Source organism: Kribbella solani (assembly GCF_014205295.1).
Classification (GTDB): Bacteria; Actinomycetota; Actinomycetes; order Propionibacteriales; family Kribbellaceae; genus Kribbella; species Kribbella solani.
Genome location: NZ_JACHNF010000001.1, coordinates 1559012 through 1584256, shown reverse-complemented (window position 1 = coordinate 1584256; position 25245 = coordinate 1559012). Strand labels below are relative to the sequence as shown.

Genomic DNA, 25245 nt, shown 5'->3' with positions numbered 1-25245 from the left:
CCCCGTGAAGATCCTGGTCGGTTATGTGCCAACTCCCGAAGGCGAGGCCGCGCTGGCCGCGGCCGCCACCGAAGCGGAACTGCGCGGGGCCTCGGTGCTGCTGCTGAACACCAGCCGTGGTGACGCCTACATCGACGCCCGCTACGCCAACGCCGACGAGCTCGCCGCCGCCGAAGCCGCCCTGCGCGCGAAGGGCATCGAGGTCACCATCCAGCAGGCACTCTCCGACGGCGACGTGGCCGGCTCGCTGCTGAAGGCGGCCGCCGCGGACGACGTCGGCCTGATCGTCCTCGGTCTGCGCCGCCGCAGCCCGGTCGGAAAACTCATCCTCGGCAGCACCGCCCAGCGGGTCCTGCTCGAGTCCCCGGTCCCGGTCCTCGCCGTGAAGGTCGCCTCCCCGCACGACTGACCCCGGATAACCAGATGAGCCGCCCACCAACCTCCCCGTAAACTGGTGCGGTTATGCCTGATGCCCGGACCGAGCCGTCCCAAGCCCCCACCGAGAAGCCAGTCAACCGCCGGCGCCGCCGTGGCGGCAAGGGGCGCACCTCCCCCACCACGCAGCCTGGTGGGCTCGGGGAGCTGGTGACTCGGCTGGATGGGCTGTCGGCCTACGACCGCGTGCAGTTGGGGAAGCGGCTGGAGCGGGTCCGCGGCATGCACGAGGCCGGGAAGCGCGAGCAGGCGCTCCAAGGGCTGGTCGGCGCCGTCGAGCAGGCCGAGCGGCGGGTCGAGCTGCGGCGCGCGGCGGTGCCGGAGATCACGTACCCGGAAGAGCTTCCGGTCAGCCGGCTGAAGGACGAGATCGCCACCGCGATCCGGGACCACCAAGTAGTCGTCGTCGCGGGCGAGACCGGCTCCGGCAAGACCACCCAGATCCCGAAGATCTGCCTCGAACTCGGCCGCGGCATCCACGGGATGATCGGTCACACCCAGCCCCGCCGGCTGGCCGCGCGTACCGTCGCGGAGCGGATCGCGGAGGAGCTCGGGTCCGAGCTCGGCGAGACGATCGGCTTCGCGGTCCGGTTCACCGACAAGGTCGGCGAACGCTCGCTGGTCAAGTTGATGACCGACGGCATCCTGCTGAACGAGCTGCAGCGCGACCGCGACCTGACCCGGTACGACACCCTCATCATCGACGAGGCGCACGAGCGCAGCCTGAACATCGACTTCATCCTCGGGTACCTGAAACGGCTGCTCCCCCGCCGCCCGGACCTCAAGGTGATCATCACCTCGGCGACCATCGACCCGGAACGGTTCGCCACCCACTTCGCCGCCGCCGACGGGACGCCGGCGCCGATCGTCGAGGTCTCCGGCCGGACCTACCCGGTCGAGGTCCGGTACCGCCCGGTCAACGATCCCGACGACCCGGCCACCATCGACCGCGACCAGACCCAGGCGATCCTGGACGCCGTCGACGAGCTCGAGTACGAGGCCGACGGCGACGTACTGGTCTTCCTCAGTGGTGAACGCGAGATCCGCGACACCGCCGACGCGCTGAACGACAAGTACGCCGCCCAGCGCGGCCGGCCCGGCGCCGTCGAGGTACTCCCCCTGTACGCCCGGCTGTCGAACGCCGAGCAGCATCGTGTCTTCCAGGCACACTCGAACCGCCGGATCGTACTCGCCACGAACGTCGCCGAGACCTCGCTGACAGTGCCCGGGATCAAGTACGTGATCGATCCAGGTACGGCGCGGATCTCCCGGTACAGCCACCGGACAAAGGTCCAGCATCTTCCGATCGAACCGGTCTCGCAGGCGAGCGCGAACCAGCGCAAGGGCCGCAGCGGCCGGACCAGCGACGGGATCTGCATCCGGCTGTACTCGGAGGAGCACTTCGAGAGCCGGCCCGAGTTCACCGATCCCGAGATCCTGCGGACCAACCTGGCGTCGGTGATCCTGCAGATGACCGCGATCGGGCTCGGCGACATCGCCGCGTTCCCGTTCATCGACGAACCGGACAAACGCAGCATCACCGACGGCCTGCAACTGCTCACCGAGCTGGGCGCGATCGAGTCCCCGAAGGGCGGCCGGCTGACGCCGATCGGGCGGCAGCTCGCGCAGATCCCGCTCGACCCGCGGCTGGCCCGGATGATCGTCGAGGCCGACAAGCACTCCTGCGTACGCGAGGTGATGGTGATCGCCGCCGCGCTGTCCATCCAGGACCCGCGCGAACGGCCGACCGACGCCGAGGCGCAGGCCCAGCAGGCGCATGCCCGGTTCCGGGACCCGAACAGCGACTTCCTCGGGTACCTGAACCTCTGGAGTTACCTGAAGAAGCAGCAGAAGGACCTGTCCGGCAACCAGTTCCGCCGGATGTGCCGCGGCGAGTACCTGAACTATCTCCGGGTCCGCGAGTGGCAGGACATCTTCGCGCAGCTCCGGCAGGTCGCCTCGCAGATCGGTGTCACGCTCAACTCCGGCGGTCCGGCCGACCCGCGGAGCGTACACATCGCGCTGATGTCCGGCCTGCTGTCGCATCTCGGGCTCAAGGATCCGGCCAACCCACATCAGTACATCGGTGCCCGCGGCACCAAGTTCGCGATCTTCCCCGGCTCCGGGCTGTTCAAGAAGCCGCCGCAGTTCGTGATGGCCGCCGAGCTGGTCGAGACGTCCAAGCTGTGGGCGCGGGTGAACGCGAAGATCGAGCCCGAGTGGGCCGAGGACCTCGCGCCACACCTGATCAAACGGTCGTACTCGGAACCACACTGGGAGCGCAAGGCCGGCGCCGTGATGGCGTACGAGAAGGTCACCCTGTACGGCGTGCCGATCGTCGCGCGCCGGAAAGTGAACTACGGCAAGGTCGATCCGGAAGTGTCGCGGGAGCTGTTCATCCGGCACGCGCTGGTCGAGGGCGACTGGGACACCCACCACAAGTTCTTCCACGAGAACCGGAAGCTGATCGAGGAAGTCGAAGAGCTGGAGGAGCGTACCCGGCGGCGCGACCTGCTGGTCGACGACGAGACGCTGTTCGCCTTCTACGACGAGCGGATCGGCGCCGAGGTGGTCACCGGGCGGCACTTCGACACCTGGTGGAAGACCGCCCGGCAGCGCGACGCCGACCTGCTCGACTTCGAACGGTCGCTGGTGGTGCGCGAGGGCGCGGAGGTGAAGGAGGACGAGTTCCCGCTGCAGTGGACGCGGAACGGGATGACGTTCGGCCTCACGTACGCGTTCGAGCCGGGCACGGACGCCGACGGGGTGACCGTACACATCCCCTTGCTCGTACTGAACCAGGTCACCGCGGACGGTTTCGAGTGGACGGTGCCGGGCTTCCGGGAGGAGCTCGTCACGACGCTGATCAAGTCGTTGCCGAAGGCGGTCCGGCGCAACATCGTGCCGGCGCCGGACCACGCGCGGCAGATCCTGCCCGAGCTCGACCCGGCGTCCGGTGCGCTCACCGACGCGATGGCGCGGGCGTTGCGGGAACTGCGCGGCGTCGTGATCGAGCCGGCCGACTGGGACTGGAGCCGGGTGCCGGAGCATCTGCGGATGACGTTCCGGGTCGAGGACGACAAGGGCAAGACGGTTGCTGAGAGCAAGGACCTCGCCCGGCTGAAGCAGCAGCTGAAACCCAAGACGACGGCCGCGATCTCGCAGGTCGCGTCCAAGGCGGTCAGCGGGCTGGAGAAGTCCGGGCTGACCGACTGGACCTTCGGCGATCTGCCCAAGAGTTTCTCCGAGCACCGCAACGGCCTCACCGTGGCGGGGTATCCCGCGCTCGTCGACGAAGGCAAGACGGTGGCGATCCGGTTGCAGGAGACCGAACGCGACCAGGCCGCCGCGATGTGGGCCGGTACGCGACGGCTCCTGCTGCTGACGATGCCGTCCGTGATCGACGTCGTTCAGCGTCACCTCAGCAGCGCGCAGAAGCTGACCCTGATGGCGGGGCCGCATCGCAACGTCGGTGAGTTGCTCGACGACGCGATCGGGGCGGCCGTCGACCAGCTGATGGCGGCCGCGGGCGGTCCGGCGTGGAACCTCACCGCGTTCTCGATCCTGCGCGACGCCGTACGCTCCGAGCTGGCCGACACCGTGCTGACGATCCTGCGGCAAGTCGAGCAGGTGCTCGGGCAGGCGCGGACCGTGGACAAGCAGATCTCGCGTGCTTCCAGTCCGGCGCTGCTGGCCGCGTTGTCGGACGTACGCGGCCAGCTGGAAGGGCTCGTCCATCCCGGCTTCATCACCGAGACCGGGTCGAAGCGGCTTCCCGATCTGGTTCGGTACTTGCGCGGCATGGAGCAGCGCCTGGACAAGCTCGCTGCCAACACGGCACGAGACCGTTCCGGGATGGCAGTCGTGGACATGCTGACCGACGAGTACCGCAAGCGACTGCGGGCAGTACCGACCGGAAAGTACCCGAGCCCAGGACTGCTCGACGTGCGATGGATGCTGGAGGAGCTGCGCATCAGCCTCTTCGCACAGACCCTCGGAACGCCGTACCCGATCTCGGAGAAGCGCATCCGGAAAGCTCTCGCGGACAGTTAGGGTACGAAGGCTCGCTGAGCGCGGTGGCGGAAGGCTGTTGGGGTGAGTGTGTGGGTGGTGGTGAAGCAGCGGGTGAAGTATGACTGGCTGGTGAAGCCGCAGGTGGTGGCGATGGTGGCTATTGGGGTGTTGGTTGCTGCTAGCAACGAGGCGGCGTGTTCGAGGCGGAGGTCGGTGACGAAGGCGGTTGGGGTGATGCCGTAGGCGGCGCGCATCGAGCGGGACAGGTGTGCGGGACTGACACCTGCCAGTTCGAGCAAGCGCGACACTCCGCCGCGAAGATTCGCTTCGGCGCGCATCGCCGTACACGCCTTGGCCAACCAGTCGGGTACGCCGGGCGCGGCGGCCTCGTCCGGCCTGAGCAACTCCAGCAGCTCGGTCCAGAAGCGGATCAGGTCGTACGTACTCGGACTGTCCTGGAACCGAGCCAGCGCCTGCTCGAAGACAGGTACGGCCGCCGGCTGATGCACGCTGATCGGCCCGCGCGACGACCACGTGGCAGTACGGGTCAGGTCCAGGAACCCCTGCCAGATCGAGTTCGGAAACGCGACGTTGATGAACTCCAGACCACCCGGCGCCGACCCGCGAATCGCATGCCGATCACTTGGACGCACCAGCACCACGTCACCCGGCCGGAGTACCTCGACACCTGTCGTCAGCAAGTGTTCACCACACCCGGAAACCACGCCCATGAACTCATGAAAGTCCGCATGCGTATGCAACTCCGTGTCCCGGGCGCGCGCCGCGATCCGTACCCGGGCCGCATGGTACGGCCGGCCGAACGCATGCGCCTCGAACCGCAGGATCTGCTCCACATCAACACAGTACAAATTCCGGTCAGCCCGCTGCTAGTCCCCGACCACCTGCCGACCGCACGCTTGACGCATGTTCGAAACTGACGGCTATGTCATCTTCCGCGACGTCATCGACCAGGACCTGATCAAGGAAGTGAACGATCATGTCGAGTGGCTGCAAGCCAGGCACCCCGACGTACGCCCCGAGCAGCTCGGCCACGCCTACCTGCGCGACGACCCGTTCTGGGTCCGGCTCGTCAGTGACGATCGGCTGGTCGACATCGCCCAGCAGTTCGTCGGGCCGGATGTCGCGCTGTTCGCGTCGCACTACATCTCGAAACCGCCGTACTCCGGCCAGCCGGTGCTCTGGCATCAGGACGCCGCGTTCTGGCCGCTCGATCCGATGCGCGTGGTCACGCTCTGGCTGGCGGTCGACCATTCGACACCGGCGAACGGCTGCGTCCGGGTGATCCCGGGCAGCCACCTCGGCGAGGTGGCCGGGATGCGCGACAACACCGACGTCGAGAGCGTCCTCGGCAAGGAGATCGCGGTCGACGTGGACGAAACCCAGGCGGTCGACATGGTGCTCGCGCCGGGCGATGTCGAAGTACACCACCCGAACATCGTGCACGGCAGCAACGCCAACACGTCACCGAACCGGCGCTGCGGGCTGACCATCCGGTACATCCCGGCGTCGACGCGGATCACCGACCCGGAGTCGCCGTACCCGAGCGCGTTCCACCTGCGCGGCGAGCCGGGCGTGAACAGCTACCAGCCACGGCCCCGGTACGACGCGGCGCGACACTTCCCGTTCGCGGACAGCGCGAACTGGGCCTGAACGGGCCGGGCTGAGCGAAAGGGCCTGAACGATTGGCCCGGACATGCGGGAAGCCCGTCCCAGCGGGGCTGGGACGGGCTTCCGGGTGACTCACTCGAGGCAGATCCGGAACGGATGCCCCGCGGGGTCGGCGTAGATCCGCCAGCCGCGCGTGTTCTCGGCGGGCGGTGGGTCCAGCGGGTCGAGCGGCTCGGCCCCGAGGGCGACCACGGTGGCGTGACCGCTGGACAGGTCCTCGACGATCAGGTCGAGATGGAGATCCCGCGCGTCGGTGCCGGGCCACGTGGCCGGCACGTACTCCTCCGAGCGCCGGAAGGCCAGCGTCGAGAACCCCAGCGACGACCCGGGGCCGGTCAGGCTCCGCCAGTCCTCGTCACCGTTGTCGTCGATGTCCAGCCCCAGCAGCGCCGAGTAGAACTGGGCGAGCTCGAGTGGGTCCGGGCAATCCAGCACCACCGAGCCGAGCCGCCCGGCAGTACTGCCCGGCTGCTCTGCCACCTGCGTCATCTGTCCTCCAGCTTCTGTTGCGTCAGCCTGCTCCGTTGTCAGGGGCAGGCCCGGCCAGGCCCGTCAGGTCAGAAGGCCCGGCCGCCTACGATGACAGGTCGAGGGGACAGTTCGCACCTTTCGACACGCGTTCTCGCCCTGTGAGCCGGTCGCTGACAGTGAAGGTTCGACCTCGCTACCACTGTTCAACTGGTACGTAGGTAGCGCCGGCGTTCGCCCAGCTTGCGGATCTTCGCCCGCGTCCCGCAGTCCTCCATCGCGCACCAGCGGCGGGAACCGTTCCGGCTGCGGTCCAGGAACAGCCAGCCGCAACCACCGTCCTGGACCGGGCAGGCCCGCAGCTGGCGCAGCTCGACCGTCCGCACGAGCTCGACCGCTGCGGTCACCAGCCGGTCCGGAATCAGCTGCGCCGGCGACGTCCCGATCACCAGCTCGGCGACGCCGCGATCGCGATCGGGCACCGGGATCAGCATCGATCGCGCAGCCGCCGCCGACCAGCGCAGCATCAACCGCTCGAAGGCGGAACCCGCGCCGCGCTTGACCCCGTCGGCTGCTACCACCGCGCCGTCGGCCCGCGGCGCCAGCACGTCGTACACCGCCTCGCGGATCTCCAGCGTCGCGCCGAGCGCCTTCGCGGCCAGCACCGGCGCCATCCGCCAGGTGCCTTCGACGGCACTGAAATCGCGCAGGTCGATCAGCTCGACCTTGCGGCTCCAGGCCAGCAGCTCGGCCGGACTCGTCAGGTAGTCGTGCTCGGACGCGCCACCGCGGAGCCGGGGGCTGACCGTGTTCACGAGGTCGAGGGCAGGGTGGCCGCCCACGATGCGGAAAGCCCCGTGTAAACCATCGGTCATGGATGAGACGCTACCAGTATCAGCCCTTTGACCGGGATCAGGTGACTCCATGCTCCTCTCGTCCCGCCGAGCCAACGCCGCCCTGGTACTGCTCGGTGTCTCGACGTTCTCGTTCGTCACCATCGAGGTGCTGCCGATCGGGTTGCTGACCGTGATCGCCGGCGATCTCGACCGCTCCCGTTCCCAGGTCGGCCTCCTCGTCACCGGGTACGCGGTGGTGGTCGTGCTCGCCTCACTCCCGCTGGCGCGGCTGACCCAGCGCCTCCCCCGCCGCCAGGTCCTCGGCGGAACCCTCGGCGTACTCGCCGTGGCCACCGGTCTCTCCGCCGCCGCCCCGACCTACGAGGTGCTGTTCGGCGGGCGGCTGGTGATCGCGCTGTCGCAGGCGCTGTTCTGGTCGATCGCGCCGCCGATCGCGACCAGCCTGTTCCCGCCGGAGCAACGCGGACGGGTGGTCGCGCGGCTGGCGATCGGGACGGCGCTCGCACCCATCATCGGCATCCCGCTCGGTACCTGGCTCGGCGAGCAGGCCGGGTGGCGAGCGCCGTTCGTGCTGATGGCGGTGCTCGGCGCCGTGGCCTGCACCGGGATCGTGATGCTGCTGCCGCGGACCGAGGTGCAGGACAGTCCTTCGCGGCGAGGCAGCACCCCGGACGTACGCCGGTATGCCGTCCTGCTCGTCGCGGCGGCCGTTGGGGTCACGGGCTTCCTCACGTTCAACACGTACGTCACACCGTTCTTGCTCGACATCACCGGCTTCAGGTCCGGTGCGCTCGGCCCGATGCTGCTGGCGAGCGGCGTCGGCGGTTTCGTGGGTACGTTGCTCGCCGGCCGCGTCCTCGACCGGCACCCGTGGGCCGCGGTCTTCGTCCCGCTTGCGCTGATCACGGTCGCGTTGCTCGGCCTGTACGGCCTGGGGCAGCTCAAGGTGGCCACGGTCGCGCTGATCGCCGTGCTGGGGATGGCCTTCAGCGCGCTGGCGGTCGCGGTGCAGAGCCGTACCTTGCAGGTCGCGCCGGGGAGCACCGACATCGCGTCGGCCGGGATCAGCTCGGCTTTCAACGTGGGGATCGCGGCCGGTGCGTTCGTCGGCGGCGCATTGATCGACCACACATCCGTACGCATCGTGGCGCTTGTCGGCGGCCTGCTGACGTTCGCGGCGGCCGCGGTGATGCTGAGCGAGCCGCTGTTGACCCGCCGCCGGGCGGTGGTCGCGGTGCAGTGCTGAGAGAATTACTAAAGGGGCTTGACGAAATACGGATGGCCCGCGAACACTCTCGATCATGATCCCGCAGCCCACGACGCAGCAGGCGCTCGCCGACACGACCTTCACGTTGTCACCGGACGCCACCATCGGCCACGACGACGCCACCCAGACCATCGCCGACCGGCTCGCCGCGCAGCTGCGACGGTCCACCGGCTACGACCTACCGGTCCAGCTCGGCGCTGGGACGATCACGCTGTCCAGCACCGGCGCCGACACGCTCGGGGCCGAGGGGTACGAGCTGCGCGTGGACGCCGACGCGGTGACAATCACGGCGGCCGCGGCCGAAGGTGTGTTCCGCGGTGTCAGTACGCTCCGGCAGTTGCTGCCCGCGAAGGCCGAGGCCGGCAGTACGCAGGACGGTCCGTGGGAGATCGCCGGCACGACGATCACGGACGCCCCGCGGTACGAGTACCGCGGGGTGATGCTCGACGTCACGCGGCACTTCTTCACCGTCGACCAGGTCAAGAAGTTCATCGAGCTGGTGTCGCAGTACAAGCTCAACCGGCTGCACCTGCACCTCTCGGACGATCAGGGCTGGCGGATCCAGGTGGATTCATGGCCTCGGCTGACCGAGTACGGCGGAAGCAAGCAGGTCGGCGGTGGCGCCGGCGGTCATTACACGAAGGCTGATTTCGCCGAGATCGTGCGGTACGCGGCAGCGCATTACCTGGTCGTCGTACCGGAGATCGACACGCCTGGACACACCAACGCGGCACTCGCTTCGTACGCCGAGCTGACCGCGGACGGGACGGCGCCGGAGCTGTACACCGAGACCGAGGTCGGGTTCAGCACGCTGACGGTCGGCAAGGACCGCACGTACGAGTTCCTGGACGATGTGTTCCGCGAGGTGGCCGAGCAGACGCCGGGCGCGCTCGTACACCTCGGTGGCGACGAGGCGCACTCGACACCGCACTCGGACTACCTGACCTTCGTACCGAAGGCCGCCGAGCTGGTCGTGAAGCAGGGCAAGACGGTGATGGGCTGGCACGAGATCGGCGACGCGCCGCTGCCGGCCGGGACCGTCGTCCAATACTGGGGTACGGAGGACGAGAAGGCGCAGGCACTGGCACAGAAGGCGGTCGCCGGCGGGGCGAGGCTGGTGCTGTCGCCGGCGAACCGCGCGTACCTGGACATGAAGTACCACGCGGAAACGCCGCTCGGTCTGGACTGGGCCGGGTTGGTCAGCGTGGAGCAGTCGTACAGCTGGAATCCGGCCACGCTGATCCCGGACGTGCCGGCGGACGCCGTCATCGGCGTGGAGGCGCCGCTGTGGACCGAGACGCTGGACGAGCTGGCGAAGGTCGAGTTCATGGTGTTTCCGCGGCTGCCGGGAATCGCCGAGCTCGGGTGGTCGGACGAGAGCGCGCTCGACTGGCCCGCGTACCGCGAGCGGCTGGCGGCGCAGGCACCGCGCTGGGAGGTGCTCGGCATCAACTTCTACCGGGCACCGGAGATCGACTGGGCCTGATCGATTCTGGTCCTGATCGATTGGACCTGATCGCCGGGGCCTGATCGATTCTGGACCCAGCTGCTCAGGACTCGCTAGCTGCTCAGGACTCGGTCGAGGAGCCAGGCCGTGGCGGCGTCCACGTCCTGCTCGGCGACCGTGTGGACGGTCTGTCGCGTGGCGTCCGCGTCCTGGGCGTCACGCACCTCCAGCCGGTACACGTACCGGTCCGGTTGCGGCCGGCCGGTGCCCAGGTCCTTCGCGCCCAGCGCCCGGGCCGCGGCCTCCAGCCGGTCGGCGTCCGGCTCGGCGCTGGTGTCCAGCTCGCCGTGCTTGGTCAGCCCGGCGAACCCGCCGCTGCGGGTCACGGTGACGATCACGTCTGCCTCCTCTGATTGCGCCCGGCGCAACTGTCCGCGGCCGCGCGACACGCCGGGACAAACGATCGGAATTCCGCGGCCATTACCCGGCGTACCGAGCCATTGTCCTTCGTTGCCATCGTGCCGCACCTCGCCGCCGGCGCGAACCAGCAGGTCGGCGCGGGATTTCCGGTCTTTCGACGCCCGGCCGCCGGCCGCGCCGGGGCGGCCACAGAGGGTAGCGGGCCGCGACAATCAGCGACACGTGTTTGTGGTCACCTCTACCATCACGCCGCAGAACGGCTACAGTTATGGCGTTGCAGTTTTGGACTCCCTGACTTTGCTGTGCTGCATGGCCGGTCTGTCGTCTGGGACCTTTCGGCGACACGTGATCCATGAGGTGTGGGTCACGGTTAGTTATAAGCCATCGAGGAGATAGACAATGGCTGTCGGTACTGTCAAGTGGTTCAACGCTGACAAGGGCTTCGGCTTCATCACCCCGGATGACGGTGGCGCGGACGTGTTCGCGCACTACTCGGCCATCCAGATGTCGGGCTTCCGCTCGCTGGACGAGAACCAGCGGGTCGAGTTCGAGATCACCCAGGGCCAGAAGGGCCTCCAGGCGGAGAACATCCGCGCGATCGGTTCCTGAGACCCTTCCAGCACGACAGTGAACGGGCCGCACACCACCAGGTGTGCGGCCCGTCCGCCGTTCCGGGACGGCTGATCGAGCGCTCGACCGGGCGACACGGTGGTGTGGCCGGGGACACGATTGTTGCGTTTTGCCACGATCTCCGACACGGTCGGGGGGCACAATCCCCGACACAACGGAACGGAGGCGCGCCCGAGCGAGGCGTGACTTACCTGTGGCGATCGACATCGACAGCCCGGCAGACACACCAGACAACCATGAAAACGCGCAACATCCCGCGATAGCTACCCCGCCACCTCCCGGCAGCCGAAGTCACGGTTCCGGACTCGACCGCGTCACCTTCGGCGTCACCGCGGTCATCGCCCTGGCCTTCGTCGCCTGGGGCATCGTCGACGCCGGCAGTCTCGGCACCTCGTCCACCTCGGCGCTGGGCTGGGTCGAGCAGAACACCGGCTGGCTGTTCGTCCTGCTGGCCTCCGGCTTCGTCGTGTACGTGATCTGGCTCGCCGCCGGCCGGTACGGGCGCATTCCGCTCGGCCGGGACGACGAGAAACCCGAGTTCAAGACCGTGTCCTGGGTGGCGATGATGTTCAGCGCCGGCATGGGCATCGGCCTGATGTTCTTCGGCGTCAGCGAACCGCTCTCGCACTTCACCAGTCCCCCGCCCGGCACCGTCGAGGGCGGCTCGTCGCAGGCGCTCGAGACGGCGATGGCGACCACGCTGTTCCACTGGACGCTGCACCCGTGGGCGATTTACGCCGTCGTCGGCATCGCGATCGCGTACGGAACGTTCCGGCGCGGGCGTTCGCAACTGATCAGCGCCGCTTTCGCGCCGCTGCTCGGCCGCCGTACCGAAGGACCGATCGGCAAGGTGATCGACGGGCTGGCGATCTTCGCGACCCTGTTCGGCTCGGCCGCGTCACTCGGGCTCGGCGCACTGCAGATCGGGTCCGGCGTACGCATCCTCGGCTGGCTGGACCAGACCGGGAACGGCGTGATGATCGGCGTGATCGCGGTCCTCACCGCCGCGTTCGTCGCGTCCGCGGTCTCCGGTGTCGCCAAGGGCATCCAGTGGCTGTCCAACATCAACATGGTGCTGGCGGTCGTACTGGCCGTCTTCGTGTTCGTGGTCGGCCCGACGGTACTGATCCTGAACCTGGTACCGACGGCGATCGGCGACTACTTCCGCGACCTCGCCGACATGGCCGCGCGGACCGAGGCGAGCGGCGGCGACGCGATGGCCAAGTGGCTGTCCGGCTGGACCGTTTTCTACTGGGCGTGGTGGATCTCGTGGACGCCGTTCGTCGGCATGTTCATCGCCCGGATCAGCCGCGGCCGGACGATCCGGCAGTTCGTCACCGGCGTACTGCTGGTGCCGTCACTGGTCAGCGTGCTGTGGTTCTGCATCTTCGGCGGGACCGCGATCGACATCCAGCGCGGCGGTACGGACATCGCGGGCGAATCGACCAGCGAAGGCCAGCTGTTCGGCATGCTCGACCACATCCCGCTCACCGCGGTGACGACGATCCTGGTCGTGATGCTGGTCGCGATCTTCTTCGTGTCCGGCGCCGACGCGGCGTCGATCGTGATGGGTACGCTCTCCGAGCGCGGCGCGATCGAACCGAAGAAGCCGCTGGTGATCTTCTGGGGCGTACTCACCGGAGCCGTCGCGGCCGTGATGCTCCTGGCCGGCGGAGGCGGATCAGACGCCTTGCAAGGCCTGCAGAACGTCACGATCGTCGCGGCACTCCCGTTCGCCGTCGTCATGGTCGGCCTGGCCGTTGCCCTGGCCAAGGACCTCCGCACCGACCCCCTGATGCTCCGCCACGAAATCGGCACCGACGCCGTCGAAGCAGCAGTAATAGAAGGCGTCAGCAACCACGGCGAAGACTTCGCCCTGGTGGTCGCCTGCAGCCTGCCGGAAGAAGAAGAGAGCTCCAAGCAGGGAGACGCGCTGCCGACGTCCAAGCCTCCGATCGACTGAATCCCGGCTTCCGCGGGTTCCGCGCCTCGCGCAGGACCTGCGGAGGCTGGCCTAAGATGAGTCGAGGAGAGGAGATAGGCATGGCAGCCCCTGCACCGGAGTACCCGTTCGATCCGCTGATCGACCTCGACGGATTGTGGACCGTCGAGCTGGCGCAGCGCTACCTACCTATCGAAGGTATGCCGCCGGCCAGGTATGAGGCTGTCGAGGGAAGGCTGCGGATGAGTCCACGCGAAGGCAGCGCGAACAGCTGGGCAACGTTGAGGCTCGCCTTCCAGCTCGACGGACCTGCCCGGGCCGCCGGGCACGCGTTGTACTCGGCGTTGAACGTACGCACCGGGCTCAGCGGCTGGATCGAGCCTGATCTGGTACTTCTGCGCGAACGCGTGCGGCAGCAAACCTGGATCGAGGCCGAGCAGGTCCTGTGCCCGATCGAGATCATCTCACCGTCCTCTTTCCACCGGGACCGCATCGACAAGCCGGCGATCTGCGCTCGCCAGGGCATTCCGTATTACATGCATGTCCAGATCGGCGTAGCCGACGCGCAGGTGGAGCTCTTCCGCCTCGCCGGCGGCCAGTACGTCAAGCATGCGGCGGCAGTGTCCGGTGAGGTGTTCCAGATGACCGAGCCGTTCGAGTTCGCGTTCGACCCGATCGAACTGCTCGAAGTGCATTAACCCCGTACTAGCTGCTCCGTGCTGGCGTCGGGAAGGTGGCTAGGGAGCTGGTGCCGATGCTTCCTAGCCATACTTTTCCGTCTCGTTCGCGGACTCCGGTGGGCATGTGGAAGTTCGGGTGTTTGGCGCGGAGGTCGTGGATCAGGGTGCCGGACTCGTCGTACGCCTGGATCTCGATGATGTCGGCGGCCTTCGGTTTCAGGGCGTCCGGGAGGGACCAGACCAGCTTCCGGAAGGCGGGGTGCTTGGGTAGCAGGAAGTCGAGTACGGCGTTGCGTGGCGAGCCGACCGCTACCCAGATCAGCCCGTCCGAGCCGCGGGCGATGTTGTCCGGCAGGCCGGGGATCGTCGCGATCTTCTCCGGTTCGCCGCCGGTGGTGAGGTCCAGCTTGTACAGCCCGTACATCGCTGTCTCCGCCCAGAACAGGGACCGGCGATCGGCGCTCAGCGCCACCCCGTTCGGGAATCCCCGCCCGGTCGCCAGCTGCGTCACCTCACCGTCGGGCGTACGCCGGTAAACGCTTCCGGTGGCCGAATGTTCGAGCAGATCAGCCATCCACTCGTCGATCCCGAACCGGGTCGACGAGTCGGTGAAGTAGATCGTGCCGTCCTCGGTCACGTCCGCGTTGTTGCAGAACCGCAGTGGCCGGCCGTCGATCTCCGACAGCAGCGTCGCGATCCGGTTGTCCCGGTCGAGCGTGAGCAAACCGCGGTTCGCGTCGCAGATCAGCACCTTGCCGTCCGGCAGCCACTCCAGCCCGAGCGGGCGCCCGCCGGTGTCCGCGAGCGTACTGATGGTGCGCCCGTCCGCGCTGACCCGGAGAATCCGCCCGTCGTACAACCCGGTCAGTACGCTGCCGTCCGCGTCGATCAGCGTGTCCTCGGGCCCGGCGCCGGGCAACTCGACGACCTCGACATCCACGTTCACCGGGTACCGCACCGGGGCCGCGGGCGGCGGCGTCCATCGGACCGGGGCAATCGACGATTTCATGCCGAGACCTTACCGCCAGTCGCGGGACGAACGCAGAAGGTCCGGACTCCGTGCTGGAGTCCGGACCTCAGGCGGTCAGAAGATGACTTCGCCGCGGGCGCGGCGGGCGCGGAGCTTTTCCAGGGCCTCGTCGAGGATTTCCTGGGCCTCCTGTTCGGAGCGCCGCTCCTTCACGTACGCCAGGTGGGTCTTGTAGGGCTCGATCTTCGGCGGCGGAGGCGGGTTGTTCACATCGGTACTGGTCGGCAGACCGCACCGCGGACAGTCCCACTCCTCCGGGATGGATGCCTCGACCGCGAACCAGGTCGCGGTCTCGTGCCCGTTCGCACAGAAGAAGACGATGCGCTGCCGGGGCGCGGTGTCGCCGCGCTCCGCCTCGCCCATCGGCCCGGCACCGACCCGGCTGCCACGAATCGCACTGCCACCACCAGCCACGGGAACCTACTCCCCCTCAGCCGAGCTTGTAGAGCAGGCCGACCGCGACGATGGAGGCGAACCAGACCAGCCCGACGCCGATCGTGATCCGGTCCAGGTTCCGCTCGGCGACCGAGGAGCCGCCCAGGCTGGACGACACACCGCCACCGAACAGGTCCGAGAGGCCGCCACCGCGGCCTTTGTGCAGCAGTACCAGCAGCGTCAGGAACAGGCTGCAGACGATCACGACGATCGAGAAAGCGAGAATCACGAGGAGTAGCCTAACTGAAGGTCCAGGTAACGGCAGATGCCGGCGAACTCGTCCACCTGAAGGCTTGCACCTCCGACCAGGCAGCCGTCGACATCCGGTTGGGCCATGATGCCACCTGCGCTGGCCATCTTCACCGATCCACCGTAAAGAATCCGTACCGAGTCGGCGACCGACGGTGAGATCGTCTCCTCCAGCCGGCCCCGGATCGCCGAAATGACCTCCTGCGCGTCCTCCGGAGTGGCCACCTCGCCGGTACCGATCGCCCAGACCGGCTCGTACGCGATCACCAGCTTGCGGACGTCGTCCGGCTTCAGCCCGGCCAGCGCGCCGTCCACCTGGGCCAGCGTGTGCGGCACCTGCTCGCCGGCCTTGCGCACCTCGAGCCCCTCGCCGACGCAGACGATCGGGACCAGGCCCGCCGCCAGCGCCTTCGTGGTCTTCGCGTTCACCGTCGCGTCGTCCTCGGCGTGGTACTGCCGGCGCTCCGAGTGCCCGGTCAGTACGTAGCTGCAGCCGAGTTTGGTCAGCATCGACGCCGAGATCTCACCGGTGTACGCGCCGGCGTCCTGGGTGGACACGTCCTGCGCGCCGTACTTGATCTTCATCCGGTCACCGTCGACCAGCGTCTGCACGCTGCGGATGTCGGTGAACGGCGGCAGCACCGCCACCTCGACCCGCTCGAAGTCGTGCTTCTTGTCCTGCAGCGTCCAGCTCAGCTTCTGCAGCAGGTGCACGGCCTCGACGTGGTTGAGGTTCATCTTCCAGTTGCCCGCCATCAAAGGCGTACGGGCAGCTGCGGTGTCAGCCATCAGGTCAGTCCTCTTCCAGTACGGCCAGACCCGGGAGCTCCTTGCCCTCCAGGTATTCCAGCGACGCGCCACCACCGGTGGAGATGTGGCCGAACGCGTCGTCGGCGAAGCCCAGCTGCCGGACCGCGGCGGCCGAATCGCCACCACCGACCACGCTCAGCCCGCTCACTTCGGTCAACGCCTGCGCGACGGCCTTGGTTCCGCCGGCGAACGGCGCCAGTTCGAAGACGCCCATCGGGCCGTTCCAGAACACCGTCTTCGCGCCGGCGATCTCCGCGGCGAACGCCTTGCCGGAGTCCGGGCCGATGTCCAGGCCGAGCTGGTCGGCCGGGATCGCGTCCGCGGCCACCACGGTCGCCGGGGCGTCGGCACTGAACTCGGGCGCGACCACGATGTCGGTCGGCAGCACGATCTTGTCCGCGGCCTGCTTCAGGTACCCGCGGACGACGTCCAGCTGGTCCTCCTCGAGCAGGCTCTTGCCGACCTCGTGGCCCTGCGCCTTCAGGAAGGTGAAGACCATCCCGCCGCCGATCAGCAGCTTGTCGGCCTTCGCCAGCAGGTTGTCGATCACGGCGAGCTTGTCCGAAACCTTCGCCCCGCCGAGCACGACCACGTACGGGCGGTCCGGCTGCTCGGTCAGCTTCTTCAGCACCTCGACCTCGGCCAGTACCAGACCGCCGGCCGCGTGCGGGAGCTTGCGCGCCACGTCGTACACGGACGCCTGCTTGCGGTGCACGACACCGAAACCATCGCTGACGAACACGTCCGCGAGCGCCGCCAGCTCCTCGGCCAGCCCGGCCCGCTCGGCCTCGTCCTTGCTCTCCTCGCGCGGGTCGTACCGCACGTTCTCCAGCAGCAGGACCTCACCCTCGTCCAGGTCCTGTACGGCCGACTGCGCCGCGTCGCCGGTGACATCGGCGGCGAAATGCACCGTGATGCCCTCCGGCCGCAGCAGCTCGCCGAGCCGCTTCGCCACCGGAGCCAGCGTGTACGCCGGGTTCGGCTCGCCCTTGGGGCGGCCGAGGTGCGCGGTGACAATCACCTTGGCGCCGGCCTTGGCCAGCTTGATCAGGGTCGGCAGCGAGGCCCGGATCCGGCCGTCGTCGCCGATCACCTCGGCCTTGATCGGCACGTTCAGGTCGGACCGGACCAGCACCCGCTGCCCGGCCAGGTCGCCGAGATCTTCGATCGTCTTCACAGTTCAGCTTCCTCGGGTGAACGAGCTCCGCGCCCGGAGCCGGAGCTCCGGACGCAGAGCCGGCGGGAAAACGTCAGAGCGAGGCGCCGACGTGGTTGACCAGGTCGACGAGGCGGTTCGAGTAGCCCCACTCGTTGTCGTACCAGCCGTAGACCTTGACCTGGTTGCCGAGCACCTTGGTGATCGGCGCGTCGTAGATGCAGGACGCCGGGTCGGTAACGATGTCCGAGGACACGATCGGGTCCTCGCTGTACCGCAGGATGCCCTTGAACTCGCCGTCGGCCGCGGCCTTGTAGGCGGCGTTCACCTCGTCGACGGTGACCTCACGGCCCAGGTCGACGGTCAGGTCGGTGATCGAGCCGGTCGGCACCGGAACCCGCAGCGAGTAGCCGTCGAGCTTGCCGTTCAGCTCCGGCAGCACCAGGCCGATCGCCTTCGCGGCGCCGGTGGAGGTCGGCACCACGTTCAGCGCGGCACCGCGGGCGCGGCGCAGGTCCTTGTGCGGGCCGTCCTGCAGGTTCTGGTCCTGGGTGTACGCGTGGATCGTGGTCATCAGACCCTTTTCGATCGTGAACGCGTCGTGCAGGACCTTGGCCAGCGGGGCCAGGCAGTTCGTGGTGCAGGACGCGTTCGAGATGATCGTGTGCTTCTCGGCGTCGTACAGCTTGTGGTTGACGCCCATCACCACGGTCAGGTCCTCGTTCTTCGCCGGGGCGGAGATGATGACCTTCTTGGCGCCGTTGTCGGCGTGCGTCTTCGCCTTGGTGGCGTCGGTGAAGAACCCGGTGGACTCGATCACCACGTCGGCGCCGACGTCCGACCACTTCAGGTTCGCGGGGTCACGCTCGGCGAAGGCCTTGAAGCTGTGGCCGGCCACGGTGATCTCGTCCTCGGTCGCGGTCACCTCGCCCGGGAAGCGGCCCAGAATCGAGTCGTACTTCAGCAGGTGAGCGAGGGTCTGATTGTCGGTCAAGTCATTGACGGCGACGACCTCGATGTCGGCACCGGACGCCTGCACGGCGCGGAAGAAGTTACGGCCGATGCGGCCGAAGCCGTTGATACCTACGCGTACGGTCACGGGACTACGTCTCCTCTGAACTGGCTTTGCACTGCCGCTACAGCCCGAAGACTAGCCCAACCGCCCACCCGGCCAACTGGTAGCATCCACATCAGACCACCCTGACCCGTCAGTAGCTGCCGGACCAGACCACCCACACGTAACAAAGCCCCGGAAACTCTCCGGGGCCTTGTCGTGAATACCAGTTGACCAGGTGGTGCCGCTCCGTGACCGGTCAGGCCGGGTCGAGCATGTCCGGGGTGAGGTTGGCTTCGGTGTTCGGGATGCCCAGGTCGCCGGCGCGTTTGTCGGCCATCGCCAGCAGGCGGCGGATGCGGCCGGCGACGGCGTCCTTGGTGAGGGCCGGCTCGTGCAGCTGGCCGAGCTCTTCCAGGCTGGCCTGCTTGTGTTCCAGCCGGAGCTTGCCGGCGATCTGCAGGTGGTCGGGGACGTCGTCACCGAGGATCTCCAGCGCGCGCTCGACCCGGGCACCGGCGGCCACCGCGGCACGCGCGGAACGGCGCAGGTTGGCGTCGTCGAAGTTCGCCAGGCGGTTCGCGGTCGCGCGGACCTCGCGGCGCATCCGGCGCTCCTCCCAGGCCAGCACCGACTCGTGCGCGCCCAGCCGCGTCAGCAATGCACCGATCGCGTCACCGTCCCGGATCACGACCCGGTCCACATTGCGTACCTCGCGAGCCTTCGAGCCGATCCCGAGCCGCCGGGCCGCACCGACCAACGCGAGCGCCGCCTCCGGCCCCGGGCAGGTCACCTCGAGCGAGGACGACCGACCAGGCTCGGTCAGCGAGCCGTGTGCCAGGAACGCACCCCGCCAGGCCGCTACGGCATCACAGGACGCTCCGGACACGACCGCGGGCGGCAACCCGCGTACCGGCCGGCCCCGGTTGTCCACCAGGCCGGTTTGGCGCGCCAGCGCGTCGCCGTCCCGGACCACGCGCACCACGTACTTCGTCTGCTTACGGATTCCGGACGGGGAGATCACCACCACGTCCGACGGGTGACCGAAGATCTCGGCGATGTCCTTGCGCAACCGCCGCGCCGCCGCGCCACTGTCCAGCTCAGCCTCGATGACGATCCGGCCCGACACCAGGTGCAGCCCGCCCGCGAACCGCAGAATCGACGAAACTTCAGCCTTCCGGCAGCACGGTTTCGTCACCTGAATACTGGTCAGCTCGGACTTCACCTGTGCTGTCATCGCCATAGAAAGCATCCTCCCACCCATGTCAAAGACCCTCGGATCACCAACGGGCCGGGACTGCTCCGGTTACGGGGTCCGGATCCGGGTGCAACCTTTCGGAGCGGTGCTTGCGTTACCTCTCGCGACAATCCGGGAGGAGGGGTATGAGGGCATCGGACGAAGCTGAGTTCACCGAGTTTGCCGGCGTGATGGTGCGGCGGTTGCGGCGTACGGCGTACCTGATGTGTGGGGACTGGCACCGTGCCGAGGATGCCGCGCAGGACGCGTTGGTGAAGGTGTACCGGCGGTGGAACCGGATCGATCGCAGTCAGGGCCTGAACGGGTACGCGCATCAGTGCCTGGTGACCGCGGTGTTCGACCAGTCGCGGAAAGCGTGGCGGCGGCGTGAACGGCTGATCGACGTGGACGAATCCCTGCAGCTGAAGGACGTGGCCGGTTCGGTGGACGACCGGATGCTCGTCGTACCGGCACTGGCCACGCTGCCGCCCGGTCAGCGTGCCTGCGTCGTGCTGCGGCACTACGCCGACCTCAGCCTCGAACAGACCGCCGAGATCGTCGGCATCGGGGTCGGTGGCGTGAAGAGCCAGACCTCCCGCGGCCTCGGCCAGCTCCGCGAACTTCTCGACCAGACCGAAAGGAGCACCCGATGAGCGACGACATCGAACGCCTGCTGGCGGCCGCCGCCGACGACACCGACCGGCCGCTGAACACGAGTGCCGACGAGATCGTCGTCCGCGCCCGGCGGTCGGCCCGCGGGACCCGGATCGCGGCCATCTCGACGTCCGTCCTCACCGCGGCGGTGATCATCGGCGGCGCCGCGGCCTGGTCCGCGAACCGCACGGACGGCGAAGCGCCGGTCGCGGGTACGCCCAGCCGGACCGTCACGATCGACGTGAAGACCGGCTGGCTGATCGACGCCGAGACCGGCAAGCCGATCGCGCCCGCTCCCCCGGTCAGCCGGGTCAGTGACAGCGCGATCATCGAACGCTGCGCCGGGTACGACAAGCAGCCGCGGTACGGGCCGAAACCGTCCTGGGACAAGGCCGGCCCGGTCACCGCGCAATGGAAGGTCGCGGTGAAGACAAGCTCTGGTACGGCAATCGGCGCGGTACTGGTTTCACCGGATCGCACGGTCGTGGCCGTCTGCAACGCGACGGACGGCAAGTACCCGAGCTGGTCCTTCGGGCGGCGGCAGCTGTCCCGCGCGCCGGCCGATGGCCTCGTCTTCGAGGCCGGCCGGGCCGACGGATTGCGCGTACCGGACAACGTGACGAAGGTGCTGGTCGAGGTACCCGGCGAGAACGTGCTCCGCGAAGCACTGCTCGGCTCGGACGGCATCTACACCATCGGTGTCGTACCGAACCGCCCTGGCCCGAAACCCAGCATCGCGATCCAGAAGCCGCGCATCCGTGCGTACGATGCGAACGGCCGCAAGGTCCTTGACCGCGTGATCCCGTTCGCGATCCAGAAACTGCCGGTCATCCCGTCGGTGAGCACGCCGCGCTGATCGAGTTCAGCGGAGAATCTCCCGGTACACCTTCGCCAGTTTGTCCGGCGCGTGGTGCAGGTCGCGGTCGTCGTCCGCGACGTCCGCGATCACCAGCTCGGCCCCGAGGGACTGTGCCGTCCGGCGCAGTGACTCGGGGTCGGGCACGTGGCCGGTGTCGGCGAGGACGACGTCGATCCGCAGGTCGGGGGCGTGCGCGGCCAGCACTTCGAGGTGCGTCTCCGGCGAGAACCCGTCGGTCTCGCCCTTCTGCTCCCCCAGGTTCAGCGTGATCAGCCGGCGGGCGCTGGTCTGCTCCAGGCCGCGGCACAGCGCGGGAACCAGCAGGTTCGGAATCACTGACGTGAACCACGACCCCGGGCCGACGACCACCCAGTCGGCCTCCGCGACGGCGACCAGCGCCTCGGGGCAGGCCGGCGGGTCGGCCGGATCGAGCGCGACGTCGACGACATGACCCTCGGTCGACGCGACATCGGCCTGGCCACGGATCTCGGTGATCGCCTCCGGATGGTCCGGGTCCAGGCCGAGCACCCGTGCTGTGATGTCGAGCGGCACGGCCGACATCGGCAGTACGCGACCTTGCGCGCCGAGCAGACGCGCCACCCAGTCGAGCCCGTCGACGGCTTCACCGAGCAGCTCCCACAACGCCACGATCAGCAGGTTGCCGACCGCGTGGTCGTGCAGCTCACCGTTGCTGCGGAACCGGTGCTGCAGCACATCGGCCCACGTACGCCCCCACTCGTCGTCGCGGCACAACGCGGCCAGCGCCATCCGCAGATCGCCCGGCGGCAGCACGCCGAGCTCCTTGCGCAACCGCCCGGACGAACCGCCGTTGTCAGCGACGGTGACGACCGCGGTCAGCTGATCGGTGACATGGCGAAGAGCGGACAGGGACGCGGCCAGGCCGTGCCCCCCACCCAGTGCGACAACCCTGGGCGCTCTGCTCATTCGCGGCCCAGATCCCGGTGCACGACCAACGTCGGTGACCCCTTCTCGCGCAGCCTGCGGGCGATCTCTTCGGCCATCGCGACGCTGCGGTGCTTACCCCCGGTGCAGCCGATCGCGACGGTGACGAAGCGCTTGCCCTCGTTCAGGTAGCCGGTCCGCAGGGTGTCCAGCACGTCCACGTAGTTCCGCAGGAACTGCTGGGCCAGCGGATGGCCGAGCACGAAGTCTGACACAGGCCGGTCCTGACCGGTCATCGGGCGCAGGTCGGGCTGCCAGTACGGGTTCGGGATGAAGCGCATGTCGGCGACCACGTCGGCGTCCACCGGGATGCCGTACTTGAACCCGAACGACACCACTGTCGCCCGGAGCTCCGCGTTCTCCTCGTCGCCGAAGGCGTTCACGATCTTCGCGGCCAGCTGGTGGATGTTCAGGCTGGAGGTGTCGATCACCAGGTCGGCGCCGGCCCGGATGTCGCCGAGCAGTTCGCGTTCGCGCTGGATGCCGTCCAGCAGCCGGCCCTCGCCCTGCAGCGGGTGCGGCCGGCGGACGCTCTCCTGCCGGCGCACGATCACGTCGTCGGACGCCTCCAGGAACAGCGTCAGCGGCCGGAAACCCTTCAGCCGCAGGTCGTGGATCGCCGAACTCAGCTCGTCGAAGAACAGGCCGGTCCGGACGTCGACGACGACCGCGAGCCGCGGCGCCGCGCCGGTCCCGACGGTCTGCTCGACGATGGTGGTCAGGAACATCGGCGGCAGGTTGTCCACCACGAACCAGCCGAGGTCCTCCAGTACGTCGGCGACCGAGCTCCGGCCCGCGCCGGACATCCCGGACACGATGATGAGGTTGCCGCCCGTGTCGTCCATCAGTTCTCAGTTCTCCCCTGCATCCCCGTGGTCTGCCCGTCATCGCCGACGGCCGCATCGTGCGGCCGCGGTCCGGCCGGCGCCGGGACGTCGTCGCCAAGTATCTCGCCTGTGGCCGTGTTCACCGACGGCGCCCGGCCGGTTTCGGCCTGAGTTGCGGCAGCGTTCACCGCGAGGACCACCGACTCCGCCGTCCGCCGGCCGAAACCGGGCAGCGCCTCGACCTCGTCCAGCGTGGCCGCACGCAGCTTCTTCAACGATCCGAAGTGCCGCAGCAGCGTCTTCCGGCGCACGTCGCCCAGCCCCGGCACTTCGTCGAGAACACTCTCCACCATCGACTTCGACCGGCGGTTGCGGTGATGGGTGATGGCGAACCGGTGCGCCTCGTCACGCAGGCGCTGCAGCAAGTACAGCCCTTCTGACGTACGCGAGAAGATGACCGGATCCTCCTCGTCCGGCAGCCAGACTTCCTCGAGGCGCTTGGCCAGACCGCAGACCGGGATGTCACCGAGGCCGAGCTCGTCCATCGCCTGCCGCGCCGCCGCGACCTGCGGCGGACCACCGTCGACCACCACCAGCCCGGGCGCGTAGACGAACTTCTTCGCCCGCCCGGTCTCGGGGTCGACCAGCGCGGCGTTCGGATCCTCGTCGCCGGTCAGCGTCGCCCGCTCGTCCAGCAGGCGCTTGAAGCGGCGGGTCAGCACCTCGGCGATCGAGGCCACGTCGTTCTGCCCGTCGACGCCCTTGATCACGAACCGCCGGTACTCGCTCTTGCGCGGCAGGCCGTCCTCGAAGACGACCATCGACGCGACCACCTCGGTACCCTGCAGGTTCGAGACGTCGTAGCACTCCAGCCGCAGCGGCGCCTCCGGCAGGTCCAGCCCGGCCTGGATCTCCTCCAGCGCCTGGTTCCGGGTGGTCAGGTCGCTGGCGCGCTTGGTCTTGTGCATCGTCAGCGTCTGCAGCGCGTTCCGCTCGACGGTCTCCATCAGCGCCTTCTTGTCGCCGCGCTGCGGCACCCGGATCGCCACCCGGGCGCCACGAGTACCCTCCAGCCACTCGGTCAGCGCGTCGGCGTCGTCCGGCATCGTCGGGACCAGGATCTCGCGCGGAATCGCGTCGCCGGAGTCACCCGCGTACGTCTGCTGGATGAACTGTGAAACCAGGTCGGCGGTGGTCGCCGTACCGTCCGCCTTGTCGGCGATCCAGCCGCGCTCACCGCGAATCCGGCCGCCGCGGACGTAGAAGATCTGCACCGCCACCTCGAGCGGGTCCTCGCTGAGCGCGATCACGTCGGTGTCGGTACCGTCGCCGAGGACCACCGCGTTCTTCGCCAGCGCCTTCTCCAGCGCGGCCAGGTCGTCGCGGATCTTCGCGGCCCGCTCGTACTCCAGCTCGGCCGCCGCTGCCTGCATCTCCTTCTGCAGCCGGCGCACGTACGTCGCGGTCTGCCCGGAGAGGAACGCGGCGAAGTCGTCGACGATCTTCCGGTGTTCGTCCTGGCTGACCTGCCCGGTGCAGGGCGCCGCGCATTTGCCGATGTACCCGAGCAGGCATGGCCGGCCGATCTGCCGGTGCCGGTTGAACACGCCCTTGCTGCACGACCGCATCGGGAAGACCCGGAGCAGCAGGTCGACCGTCTCGCGGATCGCCCAGGCGTGACTGTACGGACCGAAGTACCGCACGCCTTTCTTCTTCTGGCCGCGGCCGACCATCACCCGGGGGTAGTCCTCGTTGAGGGTGATCGCCAGCCACGGGTACGACTTGTCGTCCCGGTACTTCACGTTGAAGCGCGGGTCGTACTCCTTGATCCAGGAGTACTCCAGCTGCAGCGACTCGACCTCGGTGCCGACCACCGTCCACTCGACCTTCGCGGCCGTCGTCACCATCGCCTGCGTCCGCGGGTGCAGGTTCACCAGGTCCTGGAAGTACGAGGACAAGCGGGCGCGCAGGTTCTTCGCCTTGCCGACATAGATCACCCGGCCGGCGGAGTCGCTGAAGCGATAGACACCCGGCGAGTCGGGGATCGATCCCGGAGCGGGACGGTACGAGGAGGGATCAGCCACCAGACCACCCTAGTTCGGTCCGCCGACAAATCCGGAAT

General features: G+C 68.4%; 24 protein-coding genes. 10 read left to right on the top strand and 14 right to left on the bottom strand.

Translation table 11 applies throughout. The features are described from left to right. Positions 1 to 4: 4 nt before the first annotated feature. Both HDA44_RS06940 and hrpA read left to right on the top strand, forming a co-directional pair. The gene (locus HDA44_RS06940; protein ID WP_184832290.1) at positions 5 to 409 is read left to right on the top strand and encodes a universal stress protein; all 405 of its coding nucleotides are present in this window, start codon (positions 5 to 7) and stop codon (positions 407 to 409) included. Between the two features lie 53 nt (positions 410 to 462). Then, entirely contained in the window at positions 463 to 4488 is a 4026-nt protein-coding gene (gene hrpA, locus HDA44_RS06935; protein ID WP_184832289.1) for an ATP-dependent RNA helicase HrpA, read from the top strand. On the opposite strand, the gene HDA44_RS06930 is transcribed toward hrpA, so the two are convergent. Next, on the bottom strand, positions 4485 to 5303 hold the full coding sequence (locus HDA44_RS06930; RefSeq protein WP_184832288.1) for a helix-turn-helix domain-containing protein: 819 nt from the start codon (positions 5301 to 5303) through the stop codon (positions 4485 to 4487). The two genes, hrpA and HDA44_RS06930, sit on opposite strands and share 4 nt — an antisense overlap. A gap of 70 nt (positions 5304 to 5373) precedes the next feature. Here HDA44_RS06930 and HDA44_RS06925 point away from each other — a divergent pair, with 70 nt between their 5' ends. Then, a complete protein-coding gene (locus HDA44_RS06925; protein ID WP_184832286.1) occupies positions 5374 to 6120 on the top strand; it encodes a phytanoyl-CoA dioxygenase family protein in 747 nt (248 codons plus the stop codon). A 90-nt stretch (positions 6121 to 6210) separates the two neighbouring features. On the opposite strand, the gene HDA44_RS06920 is transcribed toward HDA44_RS06925, so the two are convergent. Together HDA44_RS06920 and HDA44_RS06915 are read right to left on the bottom strand one after the other, a co-directional pair. Beyond that, entirely contained in the window at positions 6211 to 6627 is a 417-nt protein-coding gene (locus HDA44_RS06920) for a VOC family protein (RefSeq protein WP_184832284.1), read from the bottom strand. Between the two features lie 185 nt (positions 6628 to 6812). Next, entirely contained in the window at positions 6813 to 7481 is a 669-nt protein-coding gene (locus HDA44_RS06915; protein WP_184832283.1) for a CGNR zinc finger domain-containing protein, read from the bottom strand. Positions 7482 to 7530: 49 nt separating this feature from the next. On the opposite strand from HDA44_RS06915, the gene HDA44_RS06910 reads away from it, so the two are divergent. Continuing rightward, positions 7531 to 8709 (top strand): MFS transporter, encoded by a 1179-nt coding sequence (locus tag HDA44_RS06910; RefSeq protein ID WP_184832282.1) that lies wholly within the window; start codon positions 7531 to 7533, stop codon positions 8707 to 8709. Between the two features lie 55 nt (positions 8710 to 8764). Beyond that, positions 8765 to 10216 (top strand): beta-N-acetylhexosaminidase, encoded by a 1452-nt coding sequence (locus HDA44_RS06905; RefSeq protein ID WP_184832281.1) that lies wholly within the window; start codon positions 8765 to 8767, stop codon positions 10214 to 10216. A gap of 74 nt (positions 10217 to 10290) precedes the next feature. Here the strand turns inward: HDA44_RS06905 and HDA44_RS37025 are convergent, their stop codons facing one another. Continuing rightward, positions 10291 to 10809 carry a protealysin inhibitor emfourin gene (locus tag HDA44_RS37025; RefSeq protein WP_238352383.1) on the bottom strand — a complete coding sequence of 173 codons (519 nt, stop codon included), beginning with the start codon at positions 10807 to 10809 and terminating at the stop codon, positions 10291 to 10293. Between the two features lie 187 nt (positions 10810 to 10996). On the opposite strand from HDA44_RS37025, the gene HDA44_RS06895 reads away from it, so the two are divergent. The 3 genes from HDA44_RS06895 to HDA44_RS06885 all read left to right on the top strand — a co-directional run bounded on the left by HDA44_RS06895 (position 10997) and on the right by HDA44_RS06885 (position 13867). Continuing rightward, positions 10997 to 11206: a cold-shock protein gene (locus tag HDA44_RS06895; protein WP_130385526.1), complete on the top strand. Its 210-nt coding sequence runs from the start codon at positions 10997 to 10999 to the stop codon at positions 11204 to 11206. A 214-nt stretch (positions 11207 to 11420) separates the two neighbouring features. Further along, positions 11421 to 13190: a BCCT family transporter gene (locus tag HDA44_RS06890; RefSeq protein ID WP_184832280.1), complete on the top strand. Its 1770-nt coding sequence runs from the start codon at positions 11421 to 11423 to the stop codon at positions 13188 to 13190. An 80-nt stretch (positions 13191 to 13270) separates the two neighbouring features. Beyond that, positions 13271 to 13867 carry a Uma2 family endonuclease gene (locus HDA44_RS06885; protein ID WP_184832279.1) on the top strand — a complete coding sequence of 199 codons (597 nt, stop codon included), beginning with the start codon at positions 13271 to 13273 and terminating at the stop codon, positions 13865 to 13867. 7 nt (positions 13868 to 13874) lie between these two features. Here HDA44_RS06885 and HDA44_RS06880 read toward each other — a convergent pair whose 3' ends face one another. The 7 genes from HDA44_RS06880 to whiA all read right to left on the bottom strand — a co-directional run bounded on the left by HDA44_RS06880 (position 13875) and on the right by whiA (position 19826). Next, positions 13875 to 14858 (bottom strand): SMP-30/gluconolactonase/LRE family protein, encoded by a 984-nt coding sequence (locus HDA44_RS06880; protein WP_184832278.1) that lies wholly within the window; start codon positions 14856 to 14858, stop codon positions 13875 to 13877. 75 nt (positions 14859 to 14933) lie between these two features. Next, the gene (locus HDA44_RS06875) at positions 14934 to 15293 is read right to left on the bottom strand and encodes an RNA polymerase-binding protein RbpA (protein WP_130385522.1); all 360 of its coding nucleotides are present in this window, start codon (positions 15291 to 15293) and stop codon (positions 14934 to 14936) included. A 16-nt stretch (positions 15294 to 15309) separates the two neighbouring features. Further along, positions 15310 to 15543 (bottom strand): preprotein translocase subunit SecG, encoded by a 234-nt coding sequence (gene secG / locus HDA44_RS06870; protein ID WP_184832277.1) that lies wholly within the window; start codon positions 15541 to 15543, stop codon positions 15310 to 15312. Next, positions 15540 to 16352, bottom strand: a complete 813-nt coding sequence (tpiA, locus tag HDA44_RS06865; protein ID WP_184832276.1) for a triose-phosphate isomerase — start codon at positions 16350 to 16352, stop codon at positions 15540 to 15542. The genes secG and tpiA overlap by 4 nt, the downstream gene beginning before the upstream one ends. 4 nt (positions 16353 to 16356) lie before the next feature. Continuing rightward, complete coding sequence (locus tag HDA44_RS06860) at positions 16357 to 17550, bottom strand: phosphoglycerate kinase (protein ID WP_184832274.1); 1194 nt, start codon at positions 17548 to 17550, stop codon at positions 16357 to 16359. A 73-nt stretch (positions 17551 to 17623) separates the two neighbouring features. Next, a complete protein-coding gene (gap, locus tag HDA44_RS06855; RefSeq protein ID WP_184832272.1) occupies positions 17624 to 18628 on the bottom strand; it encodes a type I glyceraldehyde-3-phosphate dehydrogenase in 1005 nt (334 codons plus the stop codon). A gap of 214 nt (positions 18629 to 18842) precedes the next feature. Further along, complete coding sequence (gene whiA / locus HDA44_RS06850; RefSeq protein WP_184832270.1) at positions 18843 to 19826, bottom strand: DNA-binding protein WhiA; 984 nt, start codon at positions 19824 to 19826, stop codon at positions 18843 to 18845. Positions 19827 to 19966: 140 nt separating this feature from the next. Between whiA and HDA44_RS06845 the strand changes: the two genes are divergently transcribed. Further along, positions 19967 to 20473, top strand: coding sequence for a SigE family RNA polymerase sigma factor (locus HDA44_RS06845; protein WP_184832268.1), 507 nt, complete (start codon positions 19967 to 19969; stop codon positions 20471 to 20473). Further along, entirely contained in the window at positions 20470 to 21330 is an 861-nt protein-coding gene (locus tag HDA44_RS06840) for a hypothetical protein (protein ID WP_184832266.1), read from the top strand. The genes HDA44_RS06845 and HDA44_RS06840 overlap by 4 nt, the downstream gene beginning before the upstream one ends. Positions 21331 to 21336: 6 nt before the next feature. Here HDA44_RS06840 and HDA44_RS06835 read toward each other — a convergent pair whose 3' ends face one another. Genes HDA44_RS06835 through uvrC form a run of 3 tightly spaced genes read right to left on the bottom strand, consistent with a single transcriptional unit; the run spans position 21337 to position 25207 of the window. Beyond that, a complete protein-coding gene (locus HDA44_RS06835; RefSeq protein WP_184832264.1) occupies positions 21337 to 22278 on the bottom strand; it encodes a gluconeogenesis factor YvcK family protein in 942 nt (313 codons plus the stop codon). Beyond that, positions 22275 to 23141 carry an RNase adapter RapZ gene (rapZ, locus tag HDA44_RS06830; protein ID WP_184832262.1) on the bottom strand — a complete coding sequence of 289 codons (867 nt, stop codon included), beginning with the start codon at positions 23139 to 23141 and terminating at the stop codon, positions 22275 to 22277. Before rapZ ends, HDA44_RS06835 begins: the two co-directional genes overlap by 4 nt. Further along, on the bottom strand, positions 23141 to 25207 hold the full coding sequence (gene uvrC, locus HDA44_RS06825) for an excinuclease ABC subunit UvrC (protein WP_337905686.1): 2067 nt from the start codon (positions 25205 to 25207) through the stop codon (positions 23141 to 23143). The genes rapZ and uvrC overlap by 1 nt, the downstream gene beginning before the upstream one ends. Positions 25208 to 25245 lie beyond the last annotated feature (38 nt).